Source organism: Terriglobales bacterium (assembly GCA_035651995.1).
In the GTDB taxonomy this organism is placed as follows: Bacteria; Acidobacteriota; Terriglobia; order Terriglobales; family Acidobacteriaceae; genus DASRER01.
The window spans coordinates 1-21,218 of record DASRER010000012.1 but is presented as its reverse complement, the minus strand read 5'-3'; the positions used below and the strand labels follow the sequence as shown (position 1 = coordinate 21,218).

Here is a 21,218-nt window from a genome sequence, read left to right as displayed (position 1 = left end):
GTTCCCTCTCGTCCCACACCAGGGCTCAAAAAAGACCAGCGTTTTCGGGAACGGACGTATAATGTAGCTCCCCTGGAGGTACCCAATGACCTCGTCGCGTCGGCCTCCCTTGTTTTTGCTTTCCTTGATTTTGCTGCTTGGTATGTCTGTGGCGCTGGCGCAGACAGGCGGTGGCGGCGGCACAGGCGGCGGCGGTGGTGGTACCGGTGGCGGCGGCACGACCGGCGGCGGCACAACCGGAGGCGGGACGGTGTCGCGCCCGAGTGTTCCGACCACGCCGCAGCGTCCTCAGGAAGCGCGCCCGATGTTTCTTTCCGGCAAGGTGGTGATGGACGACGGCACGCCTGCGCCTCATGGCATCGTGATCGAGCGCGTTTGCAGCGGCCGCGCGCATCGCGAGGCCTACACCGACAGCCACGGCGGCTTCAGCTTCCAGCTCGGACGCAACTTCGAGATGATGCAGGACGCCAGCATCGGCATCTCCAGTGACACGATGCAGGGGCGCCCCGGTATGACGGCCGATACATATTCCAGTCAGTTCGGCACCTTCGACAACGGGCTCACCAGCACCGGCGAGTACAACCTGATGGGTTGCGAACTCCGCGCCGTGCTCGCCGGCTATCGTTCGTCCACGGTCGACCTCACGATGCACAAGTCGCTCGATTCACCCGACGTGGGCTTCATCGTGCTCCAGCGCCTGGAAAAAGTTCAGGGCACCACCGTGAGCGTGGTCAGCCTGAAAGCGCCCAAGGAGGCGCGTAAGGCGTTCGATAACGGCATGTCGTCGTTGAAGAAGAAGAAAGACGACGAAGCGCAGAAGTACTTCGAGCAGGCCACGCAGATTTACGATCAGCACGCCGAAGCCTGGTATCAGCTCGGAATGCTGCGCCGCGCCAAAGATGACAAGGATGGCGCGCGCGACGCCTTCAATCGCGCCCTTGCCGCGGATCCGCGCTACGTCAACCCGCTGCTGCCGCTGGCGCAGTATGCCGTCAGCGAAAACAACTGGACGGAGGCGCAGAAGCTTTCCGACAAGGCCCTGGAACTCGACCCTCTCGACTTTCCGGCGAGCTACTTCTTCAGCGCGCTCTCCAACCTGAACCTGAACAATCTGGACAAGGCCGAGCGTTCCGCGCGGATGGGGCTGCGCATTGATTCGGCCCACAAGCTGCCAAGCATGGGCCTGCTGCTCGGGCAAATCCTGACCGCCAAGCAGGACTATCCCGGCGCAATCCACGAGATGAAGAACTATCTCGAGATCGCGCCCAACGCCCAGAACGTGGACGCCGTGCGCCAGCAGCTCCGTAAGCTGGAAGAGTTGCAGACCGCCATGCGGAAGTAAGCATCGCTGAGATTGCGGACAGCGGCCCGCCGCGAGGGGGCCGCTGTTGTTTTGGAGCAAGCCTAGCCGGCGACGGCTTCGCCGACCGGCGCCAGCGGCAGGGAAAAGATGAAGGTGGAACCGTGTCCCAGTTCGCTCTCCACGCGCACCGTGCCGCCGTGGTTCATCACGATGTGTTTCACAATCGCCAGGCCGAGCCCGGTGCCGCCTGAGTCGCGCGAGCGCGCCTTGTCCACGCGATAGAACCGCTCAAACAGCCGCGGCAGGTGCTCGGAGGCGATGCCAGGCCCGTTGTCGCGGACGTAGAACTCCACTTCCTCATCGGCGGCGATCTGGCGCGCGCCCAGAATCAGCCGGCCCGCCGGCGCATATTTCAGCGCGTTGTCGATCAGGTTGGTCATCACCTGGTGGATGGCGTCGCGGTCGGCGAGCACCGCGGCCGAAGCTTCGTTGGCGATCTCCAGCTCCACGCCGCGTTCGCGCCCGCGGTCGGCCAGGCTCTTGCGCGCGTCCTCCAGGATTTCGGCCGGCTGCACCGCGTCCAGCTCCAGCTTGAGTTCGCCCGACTCCACCCGCGCCAGCGTCAGCAGGTCCTCGGTCAGGCGCGACATGCGGGCGGTGTTCTTGCAGATGGTCTCCAGGAACTCGCGCGTGTTGCCGTCGCCGCCGGCATCGAGCAGCGTCTCCGCATACCCCTGGATGGAAGTGAGCGGCGTGCGCAGCTCATGCGAGACGTTGGCGATGAAGTCGCGCCGCGTGCGCTCCACCCGCTCCACTTCGGTCACGTCGTGCAACACCGCCACCACTCCCAGCCCGGCCATGGGAGCGACGGTCACGTCGTAGGTGTGGCCGGGACGAAGCGACCGCGCCTTGGTGTGGCGCTGCACTCCGCTTTCCAGGGCGGCCCGCACGGCGCCGAGCAATTCAGGATCGCGCAGCGTAGCGACCAGCGGCTCACCGTAGCGCGGCGGTTCGCTGAGCATCCGCTCCAGCGCGCCGTTTGCCCACAGCAGCCGCGAGTCGCGGCCCACCGCGGCGACTGCGTCTTCCATGCTGTTCAGCAGCGTTTCCAGCTGCCGGCGGCTGTTCTCGAGCGCGCCAAAGTTTTCTTCCAGGCGGCGAGCGGTGGTGTCCAGCGCCGAAGCCACCTGCGCGATTTCGTCGTATGACGACTCCTGGATCCGCGCGCTCAGGTCGCCGGCCTGCACGCGCTCGGCAAACTCGATGATCCGCTGCAGGCGCTTCGAGATGACTTGAGCTGCCAGCCCGGCAAGCAGCAGCGCCAGCAGAGCGGCGACCGCCGACGCCTTCAGCAACTCACGCTGCGCTTCGGCCGTGACTTCGCGGATGGTGGAGAGCGGATATGCCAGGCGAACCGCGCCGCCTTCCACCGGGGCAGCTACGTAGAGGAACTCGATCCCGAGCGTGTGGCTCAGCCGCGTATCGGTGCCGCCGTGACCGGCCAGCGCGGCCGCAAACTCAGGCCGGGTGGCGTGGTTTTCCATGGTGGCGGGCTCGGCCTCCGAATCGGCCAGTACCTTGCCGCCGCGGTCGATCACGGTAGCGCGCGCCGCGGCCGCCGCCGCCACCTCGCGAACCATCGTTGGCAGCTCTGGATTGTCCACGCGGCGCACGCGCTGCGCGAACAGCGCTGTTTTCTGCGACAGCCCACGCTCAATCTGCTGGCGCAGGGAACTCACCCACGCTCGCCGCACGCTCAGGTCCATGGTCGCGGTGGCCACCGCGATCACCACCAGGGCGGCGCCGACGATCTTGATGAAGATGCGGCTGCGCAAGCGCAATCTCCTCGGGACAATTCTACGGCAGCACGCGACTCGCAGCGCAGCGGCGAAAGCTCGCGGCGTATCATCGAGCTGGAATGAAGTCGCGCGCCGCCTCTGCTTCCGGATCGCCGCCCACGGGCGTGCTGCGCGCCATCGCCCGGCGCCGTTGTCCGCGCTGCCGAGCCGGCGCAATGTTCGAGCGGCGCGCCGGCCGGCTGTTGCCCGCCATGGGCGAGCGCTGCCCCGTATGTGATCTGAAGTTCGAGCGTGAAGAAGGCTATTTTCTCGGAGCGATGTACATCAGCTATGCGCTCGCGCTCGTCGCGATTGCTCTCGCCTCGGCCGCGCTATGGATCGCGGGACTCCGCGCCGACCGGGCCGTCATCTGGGGCCTGCTCATCTCGCTGCCGCTGGCGCCGCTTCTCGCCCTCTACGCCCGCGTGCTCTGGATCTGGTTCGATCGCAAGCTGGATCCGCGGGATTGACCCTCTCCACGCCACCGTATTTTTTCGCGCAACGTCGCGCCGCCCGCTGTGTCTGTAGACTGTGAACTGTAAACTGTGAACTCTTGCTGAGTTTCGTTCCCAAGTCGCTGATTCCCGCTTCTGGAGCAGTGTATCCGCGCCTGGACGCCACGCCCGACCTCGACGTCGACCTGCTTCCGCCCGCGGAGCTGTCGCTTTCCACCTGGCGCTCCCTCGCCCTCCAGCTCGCGGAGCGGATCTCCCGCGAGGAGCTTCCGCCGCTGGAGCTGACGTCGCATCCGGTAGACGTCGGCATATTGTTCGGCGACCTGATCGCGCTGCCGTGGTATCGCACCGTGTTCACCAACCTGGGCGACGTGATCTCGCCCGAGTTGCTGCCGCCGCTGGAACTCACCTCGCGCCCCGTGTATGTGGGAGAACTGGTGGGCGACCAGCTCGCGCATGGCTGGTGGACGTCTCTGGCCGGAAGCGTGCGCGATTCGCTCACGCGCCGCTCGCTGCCCGCCCTGCGGCTGACCGCGCAGCCGGTGGACCCGGGTGGACAAACCGGATGGCTCCAGCTTCCGCGCTGGTCGTCGCTAATCAGCGGACCCAAGTACTCCACGCCGGTGGCCGCGCCGGCGGCGCGAGAATTGCCCGCCGCCTCGGCGATTCCGGAAGGAAACAGCGCGTCGGCCACGCCCTCGCGCCCCGAGGCTGCCGATCCCGAACTGGTGCGAATGCAAGACCAGCTTCGGCGCGACCTGCGCTTCGCCCGCGTGCGAGAGGCGCTATGGGTCTCGGTCATCGCCTCGGAGATCGTTGCTCTCGTGGTTGTGCTGCTGCGCGGAGCTTAGCGAGCGCTCTCGTCAGAAGTTCAAAGCAGCAGAAAAGCCCCGGCCTCTTGAAGGCGCCGGGGCTTTGCTGCGAACTGCGGTCAGAAGGCGTAGCGCAGCGAGAGGAACACGCGGCGATTGCCGCCGTCGGTGTTCTTCTCGTTGGCGAACCCGGCGTTGTTCACCAAGGCGGTGGGAACGCCGAAATTGCGCGTGTTGGTGATGTTGATGGCATCGGCGCGGAACTGCAACTGATGTCCTTCCATAATCCTGAAGTTCTTGCCGATGCTGAAGTCCAGATTGTTGACGCCATCGCTGCGCAGCGTGTTGCGCCCCAGGTTGCCCAGGCGCGGCCCGCCCGCCGCAATCGATGCCGCCGTAATCTGCGGGAACAGCGTCCGCCCGCCCGCCGCAAGAATCTGCGACAGTGACATGCCGGAGATGTCGATGCTGGGCGCCATCGGCCGGATGGAGTTGCCCACCAGTCCGGAGATGCCGCTCAGCAGGTTAGACGGATCGGAGCCATTCTGGGCCGTAAACGGGGTGCCGCTCTGGAACGTGACCACGCCGGTCAACTGCCACCCGCCGACCACTCGTCCCAAAACGCCTGCCTGGTTCTTCATGAACGGCAGCTCGTAGTAGGAGTTCATCACGAAGCGGTGCGGCCGGTCGTAGGTTGAGCGCGCGTACTCCCCCTTCTTGATGTTGAACGAGTCCTGCGGGATTGCCACCTCACCGGAACTCGGATTGAATGTGTCCGACATGGTGTCAATGAACGTACTCCAGGTGTAGTGCGCGCCCACCGCCAGACCATGCGCGAAGCGGCGATCGAACGACGCCTGCAGGGAATGGTAGGTTGACTCGGCCCGGTTGGAGCGCCGCCGGATCACGAACTTCGACGTGTCCACGCGATTGGCGGCGGCTGTCGGACAGGCCACCGTGGGCAATGCGCACGGCACCACCGGGTTGCCGTCCTGCGACATGAACAGCTCGTTGCCCATCGTCCCCACGTAGCCAACGCGCACCACGTTGTTCGACTTGATGCCGCGCTGGATTTCGAGCGTGAACTGGTCCGCTTCCGGCGTGTGGAAGTCGGGCGTGATCGTGGTCCGCGTCTGCGTGGTACTCGCCGTGGCCGGATTCAGCGTAAGGGTTGGCAGAATCGTGTACGCGTTCCGCAGATTGGGCGAATTGAACGCGCCCTGGAATGGAAACGCGGTGGCCACGTTCAGCGCGATGTTGATGAACGCGTAGTCATGCGTGCGTGAGTACCCGCCGCGAATGACCGTCTTGTCGCCTCCGCTCAGCCGTCCCAGCAGGCCCTCGGTGCGCGTGCGCGGGTTCCAGTTGAACCCTACTCTGGGCTGCACGTTGTTGTTGTCGCGGCCGGGGCGGTCGGTGAAGGCGAAGGCCGGATTGTTGCCGTTGGCCGCCAGTATGCTGTCGTTCAGCCGGTACAGCGCCTGGAACGCGTTGCCCGGGTTTTCATAGCGCACGCCCAGGTTCAGCGTCAGCCCCGGCTTCACCTGCCAGGTGTCCTGCCCGAAGAAGTAGAAGTCCCACCAGCGATAGCCGATGAAGCGCTTTCCGCCGGGAAGCAGGCGATTGATGATCGCTGTCTCGGGGAAGTCGTTCACCAGGCGGTCGAGGGTCGAGTAGCTCAAGCGGCCGCGGATGGTGGGGTTGAAGTCGCTCAGCACGTCAATGTCGCGCACGTCGGCGCCGAACTTCCACTGGTGCCGGCCCTTGTTCCAGGAAAGCGTGTCCTGCAACTGGTAAGTGTTGTTGTTGCGCGCCTGCGGCAGGTTGACCGCCAGGCCGATCGCCGTCCGTGACGCGCCGGCGTTGAAGCCCAGCAGCCCGAGCTCGGTGATCTCGATGGACGGAATGCTCTCCGATGCCGGGTTCTGCGAGAGCGTCTTGCTGCTCAGCCGCTGCCACGAGAGGCGCGCCTCGTTCAGCATGCTCGGCGTGATCGTGCTGTTGACCCACGTGGACATGGCCTGCGTCCGGCTCAGCCCCACGGTGGCGTTGCCCGGCGGGTTCGCCTGTCCGGTGCCATTCGAGGCGTTGTCGTTATAGAGGTACCGGGCGCCGAAGATATTGTGTGCCGTCAGGTTGTGGTCGTAGCGCAGCGAGAACTGGTCCCAGGACTGGATGGACTGCGTCGAACCGCTCAGCGATCCCAGCGGCACGGTGAACCTGGTACCGCCGTTCGGGCACGGCGCGGTTGCGCTGGTCGCTTCGCCGTTCGTGCAGAACGTGGAGGTTGCGGTCCCGGCGGAGGTCGCCGCCGGCAGGAAGTTCAGCAGCGCTTGCACTTGCGGACGAGAGCCCACGGCGTTTTGCAGCACCGTCCTGCCCGCCGCGGTCGGCACGCCCGTAATCGTCGTGCCCGATCCCAGGTTGCCGTCGGTGTAGCGCTGATACGATCCGAAGAAGAAGGCCTTGTCCCTCTTGACGGGACCACCCAGCGTGCCGCCGTACTGGTTCTCCAGCCGGAAGGGCGCATCGCCATTGAGTTTCAGGTTCAACTTGTCCAGATTGCTGGGCGAGTTCAGGTTCTTGTCGTTATGGAACCAGAACGCCGACCCGTGAAGCGCGTTCGTGCCGCTCTTCGTCACCACGCTCACAATCGAGCCTGCGGCGCGGCCGTATTCGGCCGGCGGCTGGTTCGTCACCAAGCGGAATTCCTGCACGATGTCAGGATTGTTCATCACTTGCTGGCGACCGGTCACGCTGGGGTCGTTCGAGTCCTGGCCGTCAATGATGAAGTTGTTCCCGCGCGGACGCATGCCGTTGACTGAAAAGTTGACGCCGCTGGCAAACACTGCGTTCCCGTTGTTCAGCTGGCTCACGCCCGGCGCCGACAGCGCGAAGGAGAACACGTCGCGCAGGTTGCCGTTCGAGGTGGCCGCATAATTGGGCAGGTTGGTCAGGCGGCGCTCGTCGAAGCGCACGCCCACGTCGGTGCTCACCGTGTTCACCAGGGGAGCGTCTTCGGTGACGGTCACTGTCTCCGATGCCGCTGCCGGGCTCAGCGTGGCGTTGATGACCGCGTTCTGATTCAGCAACAGCACGATCGGACCGCGCACATAGCGGCCGAAGCCCTTCATCTCTGTCGTCAGTTCGTAGTTGCCCACCGGCAACCCGATGAACGTGTAGCGGCCTTCGCCGCTGGTTTCGGTGGTGCGGGTGGCGCCAGTATCGATGTTGCGCAGGGTCACATGGGCGCCGGTGATCACCGCGCCGGTTTTGTCGGAAATTGTTCCAGAGATGGTTCCCGTCGTTAGCTGCGCCTGCGCCACGGTCGCCGCAAGCACAAATGTCAGCGTCAGCGCGCCCAATAACACCACGGTGCGCGCCGGACTCGAAGTGCGCGTCATACTTTAACCTCTCGAAAAAACAGGATGGGAAACCTGTACTGGGCCTGGGGGGCCCGTTGGGCCTGCTTTGGTGGGCCACGTTTTATCACTCGGAGTACCGGCTGCCTATGGCACTTTCGTGGCTTGTCCCTGCAAAAGGATGGTTGTTCCCAGAATACTGGGACGAACGGTCACGCAGTAGGACAGGCAGGCGGTGCCCGGCGAGGGTTTCTGCATGACGAGTGCAAGCTCCACCTCGTTGGCCCGCGCTGATTGGACCCCGGCGTGGCTTGTGCAGCGCTGCCGAAAGCAGGCTCAGCGGCACCCGTTTTTTTTCAGAGAAGTCTCTCTCTCTGAAGAGACGGGCAACTTATCTCTGGCGACCCTCGTGTGCAGTTCGGGGCAGCACTTCCGGACCTTGCCGCATCGAACGTGAAGTTGATGGGGGACTTCAACGGCGAAGCTGTCATCAGCAAGCCGTCTATAATTCAAGAAGAATCACGCGCCGACGCTCCCGTCGCTCACCGGATACGAGAGAGAATTCCCGGACAAGGCCGCATGGGATGACCTGTCGCCCGCCTGCGAGTGGATTCGGCCAGGATGCAGGATTGCGTTCAACGGTGACTAAGAAGTCAGGCCCGGAGTTGGTTGCGCGACGCGGGCGCAGCCCAAAAACAACCACGAACTCAGGCCGCCAGGGGATCCACAGCGTCATCCCGTCCGCGCCCGGTCCTCTCGCCACCACCGTCCCCAAGACGCTCCAACAAAACACCAACATGCTGGCGGCCATCGTCGAGTCCTGCGACGATGGCATCGCCAGCAAAGACCTCCGCGGCATCGTGACCAGCTGGAACGCCAGCGCGGAGCGGATCTTCGGCTACAAGGCGCACGAAATCATTGGCCGGCCCATCACCACCATCATTCCGCCCGAGCTGCACGAAGGTGAGAAGGAGGTTCTCGCCAAGATCGTGCGGGGCGAGCGCATCGACCACTTCGAAACCGTTCGCGTGACCAAGAGCGGCCGGCGCATCAACGTGGCGCTCTCCATCTCGCCGGTGCGCAACGCCAGCGGTCACATCATCGGGGCCGCCAAGGTTGTTCGCGACATTACCGAGGCCAAGCGCGCCCAGGAGGCGCTGCGGCGCGCCGAAAAACTCGCCGCCGCCGCCCAGCTCGCCGCCACCATCGCGCACGAGATCAACAATCCCATGCAGGCGGTCAGCAACCTGCTTTCGCTGATCTCGTTTCAGAAGACGCTCGACGATAAAACGCGCAAGCTGGTTGAGATGGCCGAGATCCAACTCCGCCGCATGTCGCACATCTCGCGGCAAATGCTGTCGTTCTACCGCGAGAGTCTCGACGCCGTGCCGGTTGCGGTGACCGAGGTGCTCGACGACGTAATCGCTGTATTCGAGCACCAGATGCACAAGTCCCGTATCACCATCGAGCGCCAATACGATTTTCAGGGCTGGATTCGCGCTTACCCGGTGGAAGTACGCCAGCTTTTCGGCAACCTCATCAGCAACGCGGTTGAAGCGCTGCCGCCAGGCGGCCGCATTCGTCTTCGGACGCGCCTCTCCCGCAACTGGAAGGACGGCGCCACGGGCGTGAGCGTGGTTGTGGCTGACAACGGTCCGGGAATTCCGGCCGGAATCCGCGGCCATCTGTTCGAGCCGTTCTTCACCACCAAGGAGGAGCGCGGCACCGGCCTGGGATTGTGGGTGGTGAGTGGACTCGTTTCCAAGCACGAAGGCAGCATTCGATTCCGCAGCAGCACCGGCCCGGGAAAAACCGGCAGCGTCTTCTCTGTCTTCCTCCCGTCCGAAGGGTCGGAATCATGAACGTTAGCAGAGCGGCTGCGGACGCGGGCGGGCTGCCCGAAATCGTCCAGTTGCCGCGGACAACCCGCCGCCCAGGCTTTACCTCCACCTTCCGAGGGAACTCGTTTTCACGGAACATTCATGCTGCCCGGGGGAAGTGCGCGTGAGTACGCCAGCAACTGATCCCAACGTGCAACTCGAGTCGAACCTGACGCCGCACACGGTGCAGTTCTACTCCGACGATGGTTTTCTGCTCGATACCCTTGCCCAGTTTGTGGGCGGGGCGCTGCTCTCGGGCGACGCCGCTATCGTGATCGCCACGCGCGCACATCGCGACGGCCTCACCCAGCGGCTGCGCGACCGCGGCCTCGACCCGGCGCCCGCCCTCTCCGAGGGCCGGTTCGTCCTCGCCGATGCGCGCCACACCCTCGACCGTTTCTCGGTCGACTCCTGGCCCGACGCTGAGCGCTTTACCTCCGCCATGGGCGGAATGATGAACGACGCGCGCCAGGCGGCCCACAGCGCCCAGCGTTGCATTGCGGCGTTCGGCGAAATGGTCGCCCTGCTCTGGGCGGATGGACTCCACGATGCCGCTCTCCGCCTGGAAGTGTTGTGGAACCAGCTTGCGCAGACGCAGTCATTTTCTCTGCGCTGCGCTTATCCCGTTTCCGCTTTCGTCGGCGAAGCCGACGGCAGCGCGCTGCTCCGCTTGTGCGCCGAACATTCGCACGTCATCCCGGCGGAAACCTATGCCGACCCCGCCAGCCGCGACCGCCTGCGCAGCGTGATGGAAGGCCGGCCAAGGCACTGACTCAATTCGCCGCCGGCCATTCGCCCTGACCCAAGGACGAACCTCGGTTCACAGCGTCCTTTTCATCTATCAGAAGCTGCCGCCCGCGATCGAAGGAACAATCGAAATGCTGTCGCCGCCCTGCAGCGGCGTGCTCTCCCGCTGCAGATAGCGGATGTCCTGGTCGTTCACGTAGATGTTCACGAAAGCGCGCAGCTTGCCGTCTTCGCCGTACAGGTGCCGGCGCAGCTCCGGATGCCGCGACGTCAGGCTGCCCAGCGCCTCGGCGATCGTCGCGCCAGAAACGTCCACCGCCGCCTGCCCGGCCACGTAAGGACGCAGCGGCGTCGGAATATTTACTTTCAGCGATTCAGTTGCCATGGTCTCCTCGTCGTCTGCTCAGAAAAGCAAAAGGCCCACTCGCGTCGCTCTGGCGAGTGGGCCCTTGGATCAAGCTTTTAGGAAGCCTTACCTCAGGACTCAGCACGCGCCAGACGACCGGGACAACAACACGCGCAGCAACAGCAGCACGCATCTCCCTTCGCGATCTGGCGCCGTGAAATCAAGTCTTTGCGATTGCCTCTGAAACAAAAACTCTAACCAGTCCAGTCCTGCCTGTCAATCAGCCGCCGTCCTGGCAAGCCACGCTTTGGCAAGCGTCCGCTTTCACTCATCCGATGCCCAGCCGGGCTGGATGATGCGAAGAATTTTCCGCCTCCAGCTCACCTGGCGGCTCAGCTCGCGGCGCCCTCCGCCAGCAGATTCTCGATCCTGACCGGCAGCTCGCGGACGCGCACACCCGTCGCGTGGTGCACTGCATCGGTGATCGCCGCGGCAATCCCCGCCAGCCCGATCTCGCCAATGCCGCGCGCGCCCAGTTCATTGATTTCTTTGTCCGGGTAGTCGAGGAAGTGCACGTCCATGGCGGGCGCGTCGGCATTCACCGCCACCAGGTAGTCAGCCATGCTGCTGTTGATTGGGGCGCCGTTCTGCGGATCGTAGGTGGTGTGCTCCAGCAGGGCCATGCCCACCCCCATCACCACCGCGCCCTGAATCTGGTTGCGCCCGGCAAGCGGATTGATGATCCTGCCTGCGTCGATCACAGTTGCCACGCGGCTCACCCGCAAGCGGGCGATTTCCGGTTGCCACGTCACTTCCGCGAAGTGACATCCGAAGGAGTGTTGTGAAAACTTTGCGTTCTGGTCACCGAATGTCGCCTCGGAGCTGCCGCTGCCGCTGACCATGCGCAGGTTTGCCAGCCGCAGCAAATCGGCGAACGGTGCTCCCTTGCCCGGTCCGTCACCCTTCGCGAAGACTCGCCCACCTTCGAAGGCCAGGTCTTCGGGGTTGCGGCCAGCGAATGGAGAGCCGGGCGTAGTGACCGCCACCATCATCAACGTGCCGATGGCGCCGTCTGCCGCCTTGAACACGGCGGGTACCACCGACGCGGTGGCCAGCGAACCGCCCGAGATCGGTCCTTCGGGAAGGGAAGTATCGCCAAGCGCGACTTCAACCCTCTCCGGCGGCACGCCGGTCTTCTGCGATGCAAGCTGCGCCAGGATCGTGTACGTACCGGTTCCGATGTCCTGCGTGGCGCACGCCACGCGCGCCGTGCCGTCGTCACGCAGCTGCAGGTTCGCCGCCGCCGCGAAGCGCCCGGCGAGCCAGGCGCAGCCCGCCATGCCCCATCCCAGCGTCAGGCCGTCGCGCTTCATCGAACCCACGGCGGGCGTGCGCTTCGACCAGCCAAATTTCTCCGCGCCCAACTGGAAGCACTCCACCAGGTGGCGCGAAGAAAAGGGAAGTCCGGATCCCTCGTCGATCTTCGGCTCGTTCATCACGCGCAGCTGCACCGGATCGATCTTCAGCCGGTGCGCCAGTTCGTTAATCGCCGACTCGGTGGCGTACAGTCCCGGGACGGCGCCGGGCCCGCGCATGTCGGCGCCCGCGCCGATGTTGCGCTTCGCCCGGCCGAACGTAACCCGAAGGTTAGGCACGCTGTACTGGAACGGCGTGGCCTCGCCGCAATCCTCGTGGTGCGCGTCCAGCATGGACCGCTGATAGATGTAATCGTGCTGCAGCGAGAGCAGCTTGCCCTCGCGCGTGGCGCCGATCCGCACCCGCTGCTGCGTTCGCGGCCGATGCCCGACCCCGTGGAACATCATCTTGCGGCTCAGCACCAGCCGAACCGGCTTGCCGGCCTGCCGCGCTGCCGCTGCCGCCAGCGGACAATGCGTCCACGGAAACAGCTTGTCGCCGAAGCCGGAGCCGACGAACTTCGTAATGACGCGGACGTTCTCCTTCGGCAACCCGAACATCTGGGCCAGTACGCCCCGCAGGTTGACCACGCCCTGCGACGATTCGTACAGCGTCAGGTTGTCGCCGTCCCAGATCGCGGTGGTGGCGTGCGGCTCCAGCGGGTTGTGCGTCTCGGTCGGCGTTACGTAGGTCTCGTCGAGCTTGACCGGCGCGCCGGCAAACGCGCCGTCCGGGTCTCCCCGATGGCTGTCCAGCCGATGCCGCGGTCCGAAGCTGGTCAGCACCTGGTCGGGATCATCGTCTGCAACCAGGTGACGTTCTACGTTCGGTTTTTCCGCCGCGCACGTTGCCTGCACCGCGTCCGCCGCCGCCTTGGCCGCCTCGAACGTGTCGGCCACGGCCAAGGCGATGTACTGGCCATAGTAGCGGACCACATCGTCGTCGAAGGGCGGCCGGCGCTCTTCGCAGATGCCCTCGAATCCCGGCTCCACGGTCGATCGGAAGATCTTTCCAATGTTGCCGCGGTGAAAAATCGCGCGCACGCCCGGCATCTTCTCGGCCGCCGCCGTGTCCACCTTCACAATGCGGCCGCTGGCGATCGTCGCCCCCACCGGCACGCCGTACAGCATTCCGGGGAAGTGGAAGTCGGAGGTGTACTGCGCCCGGCCGCTCACCTTGTGCGCGCCATCTACGCGGACCGTGTCGCGGCCGATAGGAGAAACCGCCGGGGATTGTTCTGCTGTCGCCATCTCTCCTCCTCTGCCGCTCAGCCGTTGGCCGCGGTTTGCAGTGCGTGCGCCAGGCAGCGCTTGGCCAGTTCGATCTTGAATCCGTTCTCGCTTTGCGGTTTGGCGCCGCGCAAGGCAGCCTCGGCCGCCTTGCGGAAGTTCGCCGCGCTGGCCGCCTTACCCGTAAGCGCCGCTTCGGCTTCCGTTGAGCGCCACGGTTTGGTGGCCACGCCGCCCAGCGCCACCCGCGCATAGTTCACGTTGCCGCCGGCGAGCGTGATCACCACCGCCGCCGATGCCAGGGCAAACTCATACGACGAGCGGTCGCGCAGCTTCACATACACTTGCCGGCTTCCCGCCTTCGGCGCCTGCAGCGTAACGTGCGTGATCAGGTCGCCCGGCTCGAGAACGTTTTCCCGGTGCGGCGTGTTCCCGGGCAGAAGATGAAAGTCGCCAAACGGGATCGCCCGCTCTCCCTTCCTGCCCTGCACGTGAATCGTCGCCTCCAGCGCTGCCATCGCCACGCACATGTCGGAGGGGTTCGTGGCGATGCAATGTTGGCTCGTACCCAGGATCGCCAGCATGCGATTGCTGCCGGTGATGGCCGGACAACCGGTGCCCGGCTCCCGCTTGTTGCACGGCATTGCCGTGTCCCGGAAGTACACGCAGCGCGTCCGCTGAAGAATGTTGCCCGCCGTTGTTGCCATGTTGCGCAGCTGCGCCGATGCGCCCGACAAGATCGCCTGCGACAGCACCGCATAGTCGCGCTGCACCTTCGGATGGTGCGCCAGGTCTGAGTTGCGCACCATGGCGCCAACCTTCAGCTCGCCGTTCGGCAGCTCCTCGATCTTGTCGAATGGCAGCCGGTTGATGTCGATCAGCCGCTGCGGCGTCTCCACATTCAGTTTCATCAGGTCGATCAGCGTCGTGCCGCCGGCCACGAACCTTATCTCGGCGCCCTGCTGCGCCGTCTTGGCCTGCGCCGCCGTTGCCACCGCCGACGCCGCGTTCTCAGCTCGCGTGAATTCGAACGTGTGCATACCAGCCCCTCCTCGCCGCTAGGCGGTCTTCCGGACCTGCTGGATCGCTGCAATGATGTTGGCGTAGGCGCCGCACCGGCAGATGTTGCCGCTCATCAGTTCCCTCACCGCTGCGTCGTCGGGACCGCAGGGTTCTTTGAGCAGCGCCACCGCCGACATGATCTGGCCCGAAGTGCAGTATCCGCACTGGTAGCCGTCGCAGGCCAGGAACGCGGCCTGCATCGGATGCAGCGCCTCCGGCGCGCCCAGGCCCTCGATGGTGGTGATCTCCTCGCCCTCGTGCATCAATGCCAGGCTCAGGCATGACACCACGCGCCTGCCGTTCACATGCACCGTGCAAGCGCCGCACTGCCCGTGATCGCAACCCTTCTTCGTTCCGGTCAGGACGGCGGATTCGCGGATGCAATCCAGCAGCGTGCTCCGCGGATCGATGCGAAGCTGTGAGTCTTTGCCGTTAATGCGCAGCGTGATCGCGACTGCGCCCGCGGCGCTCGACGCCCCGGCGTCAACCGGGGCTTCGGCCGTTTCCACCGCGTTACCCGGCCGAGCATTGGCGTACTTTGCCATCACGGCGGCTGCCGCGCTGCTTCCCGTGGCTGAGAGAAATTTGCGTCGGGTGGATTTCAGCGGCTCCGGCTTTGACTGGTTCGGCATAGGTGGACTCCCTTCGAACCGCATTCAAGACATTACACCCTTCGATGGAAGGTGCATGAATGCGATGCACAAAAAACGTGAAATTCGTCGTGGCAGTCAAAGTCAGACTTCAGCAGGGTTGCGGGTGAGGCTGGTTTAAGCGGCGCGCTGTCGAATATCGGGCAACGGCTCGCGCAGCATCGTTCGAAGCCCGATGGCGAGCATCGTGTAGGTCCAGCCGCGCAGCACCAGCGACACGCCCAAGGCCAGGCCAAGGAACCACAGCCCGGACCACGGCCACTGCGCCCAGATCAGGATGCCCAGCGCCAGCGTGACGATTCCGTCGAACAGCGCCCAGCCCCATCCCGGAAACTTCAGGCTGGCGGACGCGATGATCCGAAACAGCCCGATCACGGTGAAGAACGACGCGAACAACAGCGTCCACGCCAGGGCGCCGGCCACCGGATGCGTGACCACGAGCAGGCCGACCCCCAAACCCAGAATTCCGCCCACGATGTGCAGAAACAGGCTGCCGCCGTGCTTGCGCACTCGAAATGCCTGGACCAGCTCCACCGCGCCGCTGAAAGCCATGACCCATCCCAGCACCAGCACGGCGGCCAGGGTCGCCACCGGCATCGTGAAGAACGCAACCGTCCCCGCCACGATCATCAGGATTCCAAGCGCCAGGAACCAGCCCCAGCGATGGCGAAGCCGTTCCAGGTCCATGAACATCGGAGTTGCCATTGTGACCATAAGGCCCCCCTCGCACCCATCTGCCTACACAGATGCCTCAATCCAACTCGGTGATCGCCGCGCGGCATGACAATTCGCGAATCGGATCAGGCAGCCGCGGGCGACGAAACACCCTCTGTCTGTTACAATCGACAAAATATTGTCGCGCAGCAACTTTGCGTGAGAATGGGATGCAGCTGGCGAATTCGTGGCAACCGACGGAACGCCAGTATCGCAAGGGTTTTCCGCTCACCCACCGCAAACAAAAGCGGGGACGTAGTTCAGTTGGTTAGAACGCTGCCCTGTCACGGCAGAGGCCGCGGGTTCGAGTCCCGTCGTCCCCGCCATTGTTTCAATAACTTACGAGCGCCGCACTCGACGGCATGGGTTCGGTTCTGCTTCAGCCGGCCGTTTTTTGCGTGAGCCATTCGTTCAGCACAGACGCACGAAAGCGCCAAAGCTTGCCACTTGCAAGCCTCCCTCACAATGAAATTTCTCAGTACAAAGGCCCAGATGCCTAATCTTTCTCCTCTGCGATATGCAGCCCGCACTCGGTTTTGCCGAATCCGGCCCAGCGCCCCGCGCGCGGGTCTTCGCCCGGCTGGACGGGGCGCGTGCAGTGCGTGCATCCGATCGAGGGATAACCGCGGTCGTGCAGCGGGTTATAGGGCAGGTCGCGATTGCGGACGTAGTCCCACACCTGCGGCGTGGTCCAATCGGCCAGCGGGTTGAGCTTGACCAGGCCGAACTTTGCGTCCCACTCGATCTTCTGCGCGTGGGCACGCGTGGGCGACTGCTCGCGGCGAATGCCCGTCACCCAAGCCTTCAGCGTGGCCAACTTGCGTTGCAGCGGTTCGACTTTGCGGATCTGGCAGCAGAGGTCGGGATCGCGCTGCCAGAGCGACGCACCGTGGCTTGCGGCCTGCTCGCTCGGCGAAAGCGGCGGCCGGATGCGCTCGACGACGATTCCATAACGGGCCTGCACGCGCTCGATCAGTTCGTACGTCTCAGGAAACAGAAAGTCGGTATCGAGGGTGAAGATGCTCAATGCGGGCCTGATTGAGGCCGCGATATCGATCAGGACCACGTCCTCCAGCCCGAAGCTGGAGGCAATCGCAATGTGCGGGTGGAAATGCTCGAATCCCCAGCCGAGCACCAGCACCGCGCTCCAGCCTTCCGCGACTTCGCGAGCGTTTTCTACTGTCTCGGTCACGCTGAATTCCTCCATCAGAACCTCGAGCAGAGCAGCGCGCATCCCAGATAGCCGGCAACGACTCCCGCGCCGCGCGTCAGCCACGGACGTGAGATCCGCCGCGAAAGGCGTGTTCCCAACAGCACTCCCGGAAGCAAGCCGATCAGCACCAGGCCAATGAGCGGGAAGTTGAGGCTGTGATAGCCGACATAGAGAAGAATGCTGGCGGCGCCCACGGCTGTGCCATAGAAGTTCGATACGGCGGCCAGTTCGGCCGGCTCCCAGTGCGTGACGATCAGCAAGGCTGGAATGAGCAAACCGCCAGCGCCCGCCGACGTGAGTGCTACGACCAGCGCAACTCCCGCACCCAGAGACAGCAGCAGCACCGGATGGCCCGTGAAGGGTGAAGCTCGGCGCAGCTGCGATCCCGCGCTTCGCGGGATGAGCAGGGTCGCGGCGACGCCCAGCAAGCCGACGCCGAGCGCAAGCTTCATGATCGTCTCGAATTGCACGTCCCAGCGACTGACGAATCGTGTTCCGAGGGCAGTCAGGGCGACGCCGCCCAGACCGCCGATGACGAGCGGCAGCGCACGGCGGCCGGGCAGGTGTCCCATTTGCCGATGAAGCTCGGTGGCGGTGAGCTTCGAGACCACCAGCGACACCAGACCAGCGCCGACCGCCGTTGCAGGGCTATATCCCGCCAGGATCAGCAGCGGCGCGATCAGCGACCCCGAACCGATTCCGGTAGAGCCGATCAGGAGTCCGCCGCCAAGTCCAATCAAGACCTCAATCACTTTCGATCTCCTTTCGAGGATTCTGTGAATCAAGACTTGAACGCCAGCTCCGCAGCTCGGAGAGCAACCCTTCCAGGTCGCCAGTGCCCGACGGCCCGCCTAGGAAGAACGTGTGCTCGAACAACGCCGCAACCGCTGTGCTCTGCGCTTTGCCGGCGGCGGATGCGGCGAAGATCGTCAGCGCACCTGCCAGTCCCATGGCCTTGGCTACTGTCAGCAACTCGCTGGGACGGAAGTCACTCGTCGAAATCAACTGGACCAGCCAGCCTTCATCGAACAGCGCGCGTTCGAGTTGCTCGGCGAGACGAGGCTCGCCCTCAATCCAGACGGCGGCTGCGCGGTGACCGAAGCGTGCCTGACGTTCCGCCGCGGAGACAGGTTTGGGGTGGCTGCTGAGTTTCTGCTCTGCCGCAACACTTCGCTCAATCATTCCCCCTGCTACCGTGGCATTTGAGATCGGATCAATCAGGATGAAGCTCCCCATGGTTCGGTTGAAGCGGTAGGGATCGAACCAGAGCGGCAACATGGCCTCGACTTCGGCGCTCGCAATGTCGTTGAGCGAAAGCGTCTCGGCGGGCGTCGTGGCAAACGTCTCGACGTCGATGCGATGAAGTAGCTTGGCGATGCGCGCCCGCACCATTCGGGTCGTGTGCTTCAGCAGGTAGAAGCGGTTGCGATCCAGCGGCTCGGCATGCATCCAGACCAAAGTGGCGCGGACGCGCCGCGACACCGCAGGCGCGGCCTGCGGGGAGACCAGTAGGTCGCCGCGGCCCAGATCGATCTCATCGTCGAGCGTTACGGTGATCGACTCGCCCGCTGTCGCCGATTGGCGATCGCCGTCGTAACTTACGATCGAGCGGATGCGCGTCTGCAGCCCCGACGGCAGCGCTAGGACGGCATCGCCTGGGGACAGGGTTCCAGCTGCGATTCGTCCAGCAAAGCCACGGAAAGATGCGTTTGGACGGATGACATACTGGATCGGTAAACGCAGAGGCGAGTCGTCGCGCCGCTGCTCCGCCGCGGGCAGGACCTCCAGCAACTCCAGGAGCGACGGGCCGCTGAACCAATCCATGCGGCGGCTCCGGCGCGCGACATTGTCGCCTTCGAGGGCGCTGACCGGCACGACGCAGGCATCGGGCAAGCCGAGCCGCCCGGCAAGGCCCTGAGCTGCGCTTTCGATGCGGCGGAAGACCGCCTGGTCGTAGCCCACCATATCCATCTTGTTCACCGCGAAGATGAGGTGCCGGATGCCAAGCAGGTTCGCGATGTAGGCGTGCCGGCGCGACTGGGGAAGCAGGCCTCTGGTGGCGTCAATCAGGACGACGGCGGCGTCCGCGGTGGAGGCGCCCGTCACCATGTTGCGCGTGTACTGCTCGTGCCCGGGCGTATCGGCGATGATGAACTTACGGCGGGGTGTAGAAAAGTAGCGGTAGGCGACGTCGATTGTGATGCCCTGTTCGCGCTCCGCGCGCAGGCCATCGGTCAGCAGTGAAAAATCGAGCGGTCCCGTCGAGCGATTGATGCGGCTCTTGCGCACCGAATCGACCTGATCCTCATAGACGGTTTGTGTGTCATACAGCAGGCGGCCGATCAGCGTGGACTTACCGTCATCGACGCTGCCTGCCGTCGTAAAACGGAACAGGCCGTCCGTTCGAGGGAGCGGAATCACGTCAGCTGTCGGCCCCCACTGACGTGGAAGGATTAGGTCTGCCATCAGAAGTAGCCCTCGCGCTTCTTCAGCTCCATCGAGCCCTCCTCGTCGTGATCGATGACCCGGTTCTCGCGCTCCGAGCGGCGAAACGAGGCCATCTCTTCGATAATCGCGGTGATCGAGTCGGCCTCCGAGCGGATGGCGCCACTGCACGGGGCGCAGCCCAGGGACCGCAGGCGGACCTTCAGTTTTTGTGTTTTCTCGCCTGGCAGCAGGCGGACGCCACTATCGAGCAACAGGATTGATTCGCCGCGCAGGACGACCTCGCGCTCCTTGGCGAAGTAGAGCGGCACGATGGGAATCTGCTCGGCCTGGATGTAGAGCCAGACGTCGAGCTCCGTCCAGTTCGACAGCGGAAAGACGCGAATGCTCTCGCCCGGCTGATGCCGGCCGTTGTACAGGCTCCACAGCTCCGGCCTTTGGTTCTTCGGGTCCCACTGCCCCTGGCGGTCGCGGAACGAATACACGCGTTCTTTGGCGCGCGACTTCTCTTCGTCGCGCCGCGCGCCGCCAAACGCGGCGTCGAAGCCGCCCGCAGCCAGGGCATCCAGCAGCGCGCGCGTCTTCAGCAGGCCGCAGCATTTCTGGGTTCCCAGCGAATACGGATTGGCGCCGTCGTCGAGCGCCTGGCGATGGGTGTGGACGATCAGCTCGGCGCCGATCTGTCGCGCGTACGAATCGCGAAACGCGATCATCTCGCGGAACTTGTAGCTGGTGTCGATGTGCAGCAGCGAGAATGGGATCGGCGCGGGGAAGAAGGCCTTCTGCGCCAGCCGGAGCATGACGGAAGAGTCTTTCCCGATCGAATACAGCATGACCGGGCGAGCGAACTCGGCGACTGCCTCGCGCAGGATGAAAATGCTCTCCGCTTCCAGCCGCTTCAGGTGATCGAGTTGGGTATGGGTCAATGCCATTTCTCTGCACAAACACAAAAGCCATCGCCGCTGCTGTCTGGCGATGGCCCTGATCTTGAAATCCCTGCTGGCTAGATCATCGGTATCGCCGTGGGCGTGTATGGGCACCTGCGCAACAACACATGGCACGACAGACACCGGCGCCCCCGGCGATCGAAGGCGCGATGGAGATCACATCCCCTGTCTGCAGCGGTGTGTTTTCTTTGCCGAGATAACGAACGTCTTCATCGTTGACGTAGACGTTCACGGAGGCGCGCTGCTTGCCGCCCTGATAAAGATGACGCCGCAAATCGGGATGAAGCCGCGTCAAGCGGGTAAGGGCCTCGCCGACGGTTTGGCCAGAGACCGCAATCGCCGCCTGGCCATCGACGTACTGACGTAGAGGCGCCGGAACATGGATCTTGAGGCCTTCAGTTGACATCGCGTGCTCGCTCCAAAAAGTAAAAGACCCACTCAGCCGGTTGTAGCGAGTGGGCCTCTTGAAAACCTGATATAGCTAAGGCTTAGGTCAGCGACCTCCACGCGCCGAATGAGATGGCAGGACAACAGGCGCAGGTGTGCATCGCTGCCGCTCGTCCCATCGTCTGGCGCGCATTCTTCAAACCGCCCCTCCTTTGCTATCGCAACCAATCTACAGAGTCTCCCTCGGACTGTCAACCTGCACTCGGGCCTTGGTGATGTCACGCGGCTTGTGTAAATAGCTTGAGGGTGCGGGTTTTCCATTCCAGGGTAAATCTCTGGAAAATGGAGTAGATGATTCGGTCCACGCTTTTGACGTTCACAAAGCACACCATCGGTCGGGTTCGTCGGCGCA

The 21,218-nt window shown here is 64.2% G+C and carries 17 protein-coding genes and 1 tRNA gene; 6 read left to right on the top strand and 12 right to left on the bottom strand.

Annotation, left to right across the window (positions count from 1 at the left end):
* Nucleotides 1-142: 142 nt before the first annotated feature.
* On the top strand, nt 143-1,342 hold the full coding sequence (locus VFA60_04680) for a tetratricopeptide repeat protein (protein ID HZQ91066.1): 1,200 nt from the start codon (nt 143-145) through the stop codon (nt 1,340-1,342).
* A 62-nt stretch (nt 1,343-1,404) separates the two neighbouring features.
* Here the strand turns inward: VFA60_04680 and VFA60_04675 are convergent, their stop codons facing one another.
* A complete protein-coding gene (locus VFA60_04675) occupies nt 1,405-3,138 on the bottom strand; it encodes an ATP-binding protein (GenBank protein HZQ91065.1) in 1,734 nt (577 codons plus the stop codon).
* Between the two features lie 83 nt (nt 3,139-3,221).
* Between VFA60_04675 and VFA60_04670 the strand changes: the two genes are divergently transcribed.
* Together VFA60_04670 and VFA60_04665 are read left to right on the top strand one after the other, a co-directional pair.
* Nucleotides 3,222-3,611 (top strand): hypothetical protein, encoded by a 390-nt coding sequence (locus VFA60_04670; GenBank protein HZQ91064.1) that lies wholly within the window; start codon nt 3,222-3,224, stop codon nt 3,609-3,611.
* Nucleotides 3,612-3,694: 83 nt separating this feature from the next.
* Complete coding sequence (locus VFA60_04665) at nt 3,695-4,447, top strand: hypothetical protein (GenBank protein HZQ91063.1); 753 nt, start codon at nt 3,695-3,697, stop codon at nt 4,445-4,447.
* An 80-nt stretch (nt 4,448-4,527) separates the two neighbouring features.
* Here the strand turns inward: VFA60_04665 and VFA60_04660 are convergent, their stop codons facing one another.
* On the bottom strand, nt 4,528-7,812 hold the full coding sequence (locus VFA60_04660; GenBank protein HZQ91062.1) for a carboxypeptidase regulatory-like domain-containing protein: 3,285 nt from the start codon (nt 7,810-7,812) through the stop codon (nt 4,528-4,530).
* 599 nt (nt 7,813-8,411) lie between these two features.
* On the opposite strand from VFA60_04660, the gene VFA60_04655 reads away from it, so the two are divergent.
* Together VFA60_04655 and VFA60_04650 are read left to right on the top strand one after the other, a co-directional pair.
* On the top strand, nt 8,412-9,632 hold the full coding sequence (locus tag VFA60_04655) for a PAS domain S-box protein (GenBank protein ID HZQ91061.1): 1,221 nt from the start codon (nt 8,412-8,414) through the stop codon (nt 9,630-9,632).
* Between the two features lie 142 nt (nt 9,633-9,774).
* On the top strand, nt 9,775-10,422 hold the full coding sequence (locus VFA60_04650) for an MEDS domain-containing protein (GenBank protein HZQ91060.1): 648 nt from the start codon (nt 9,775-9,777) through the stop codon (nt 10,420-10,422).
* A 69-nt stretch (nt 10,423-10,491) separates the two neighbouring features.
* Here the strand turns inward: VFA60_04650 and VFA60_04645 are convergent, their stop codons facing one another.
* The 5 genes from VFA60_04645 to VFA60_04625 all read right to left on the bottom strand — a co-directional run bounded on the left by VFA60_04645 (nt 10,492) and on the right by VFA60_04625 (nt 15,805).
* Entirely contained in the window at nt 10,492-10,782 is a 291-nt protein-coding gene (locus VFA60_04645; protein HZQ91059.1) for a MoaD/ThiS family protein, read from the bottom strand.
* Between the two features lie 353 nt (nt 10,783-11,135).
* A complete protein-coding gene (locus VFA60_04640) occupies nt 11,136-13,409 on the bottom strand; it encodes a xanthine dehydrogenase family protein molybdopterin-binding subunit (protein HZQ91058.1) in 2,274 nt (757 codons plus the stop codon).
* Nucleotides 13,410-13,426: 17 nt separating this feature from the next.
* Nucleotides 13,427-14,428, bottom strand: coding sequence for a xanthine dehydrogenase family protein subunit M (locus VFA60_04635; protein HZQ91057.1), 1,002 nt, complete (start codon nt 14,426-14,428; stop codon nt 13,427-13,429).
* An 18-nt stretch (nt 14,429-14,446) separates the two neighbouring features.
* On the bottom strand, nt 14,447-15,082 hold the full coding sequence (locus tag VFA60_04630) for a 2Fe-2S iron-sulfur cluster-binding protein (protein ID HZQ91056.1): 636 nt from the start codon (nt 15,080-15,082) through the stop codon (nt 14,447-14,449).
* Nucleotides 15,083-15,217: 135 nt separating this feature from the next.
* On the bottom strand, nt 15,218-15,805 hold the full coding sequence (locus VFA60_04625) for an HdeD family acid-resistance protein (GenBank protein HZQ91055.1): 588 nt from the start codon (nt 15,803-15,805) through the stop codon (nt 15,218-15,220).
* 258 nt (nt 15,806-16,063) lie between these two features.
* On the opposite strand from VFA60_04625, the gene VFA60_04620 reads away from it, so the two are divergent.
* Nucleotides 16,064-16,140, top strand: a tRNA-Asp gene (locus VFA60_04620).
* A 170-nt stretch (nt 16,141-16,310) separates the two neighbouring features.
* Here VFA60_04620 and VFA60_04615 read toward each other — a convergent pair.
* From VFA60_04615 to VFA60_04595, 5 genes are all read right to left on the bottom strand, one after another.
* Nucleotides 16,311-17,048, bottom strand: a complete 738-nt coding sequence (locus VFA60_04615; protein ID HZQ91054.1) for a phosphoadenylyl-sulfate reductase — start codon at nt 17,046-17,048, stop codon at nt 16,311-16,313.
* Nucleotides 17,021-17,779 carry a sulfite exporter TauE/SafE family protein gene (locus tag VFA60_04610; protein ID HZQ91053.1) on the bottom strand — a complete coding sequence of 253 codons (759 nt, stop codon included), beginning with the start codon at nt 17,777-17,779 and terminating at the stop codon, nt 17,021-17,023. Before VFA60_04610 ends, VFA60_04615 begins: the two co-directional genes overlap by 28 nt.
* Nucleotides 17,772-19,493, bottom strand: coding sequence for a GTP-binding protein (locus VFA60_04605; GenBank protein ID HZQ91052.1), 1,722 nt, complete (start codon nt 19,491-19,493; stop codon nt 17,772-17,774). The genes VFA60_04610 and VFA60_04605 overlap by 8 nt, the downstream gene beginning before the upstream one ends.
* Nucleotides 19,493-20,404, bottom strand: coding sequence for a sulfate adenylyltransferase subunit CysD (cysD, locus tag VFA60_04600; protein ID HZQ91051.1), 912 nt, complete (start codon nt 20,402-20,404; stop codon nt 19,493-19,495). The genes VFA60_04605 and cysD overlap by 1 nt, the downstream gene beginning before the upstream one ends.
* A 76-nt stretch (nt 20,405-20,480) precedes the next feature.
* The gene (locus VFA60_04595) at nt 20,481-20,825 is read right to left on the bottom strand and encodes a MoaD/ThiS family protein (GenBank protein ID HZQ91050.1); all 345 of its coding nucleotides are present in this window, start codon (nt 20,823-20,825) and stop codon (nt 20,481-20,483) included.
* Nucleotides 20,826-21,218: the final 393 nt, after the last annotated feature.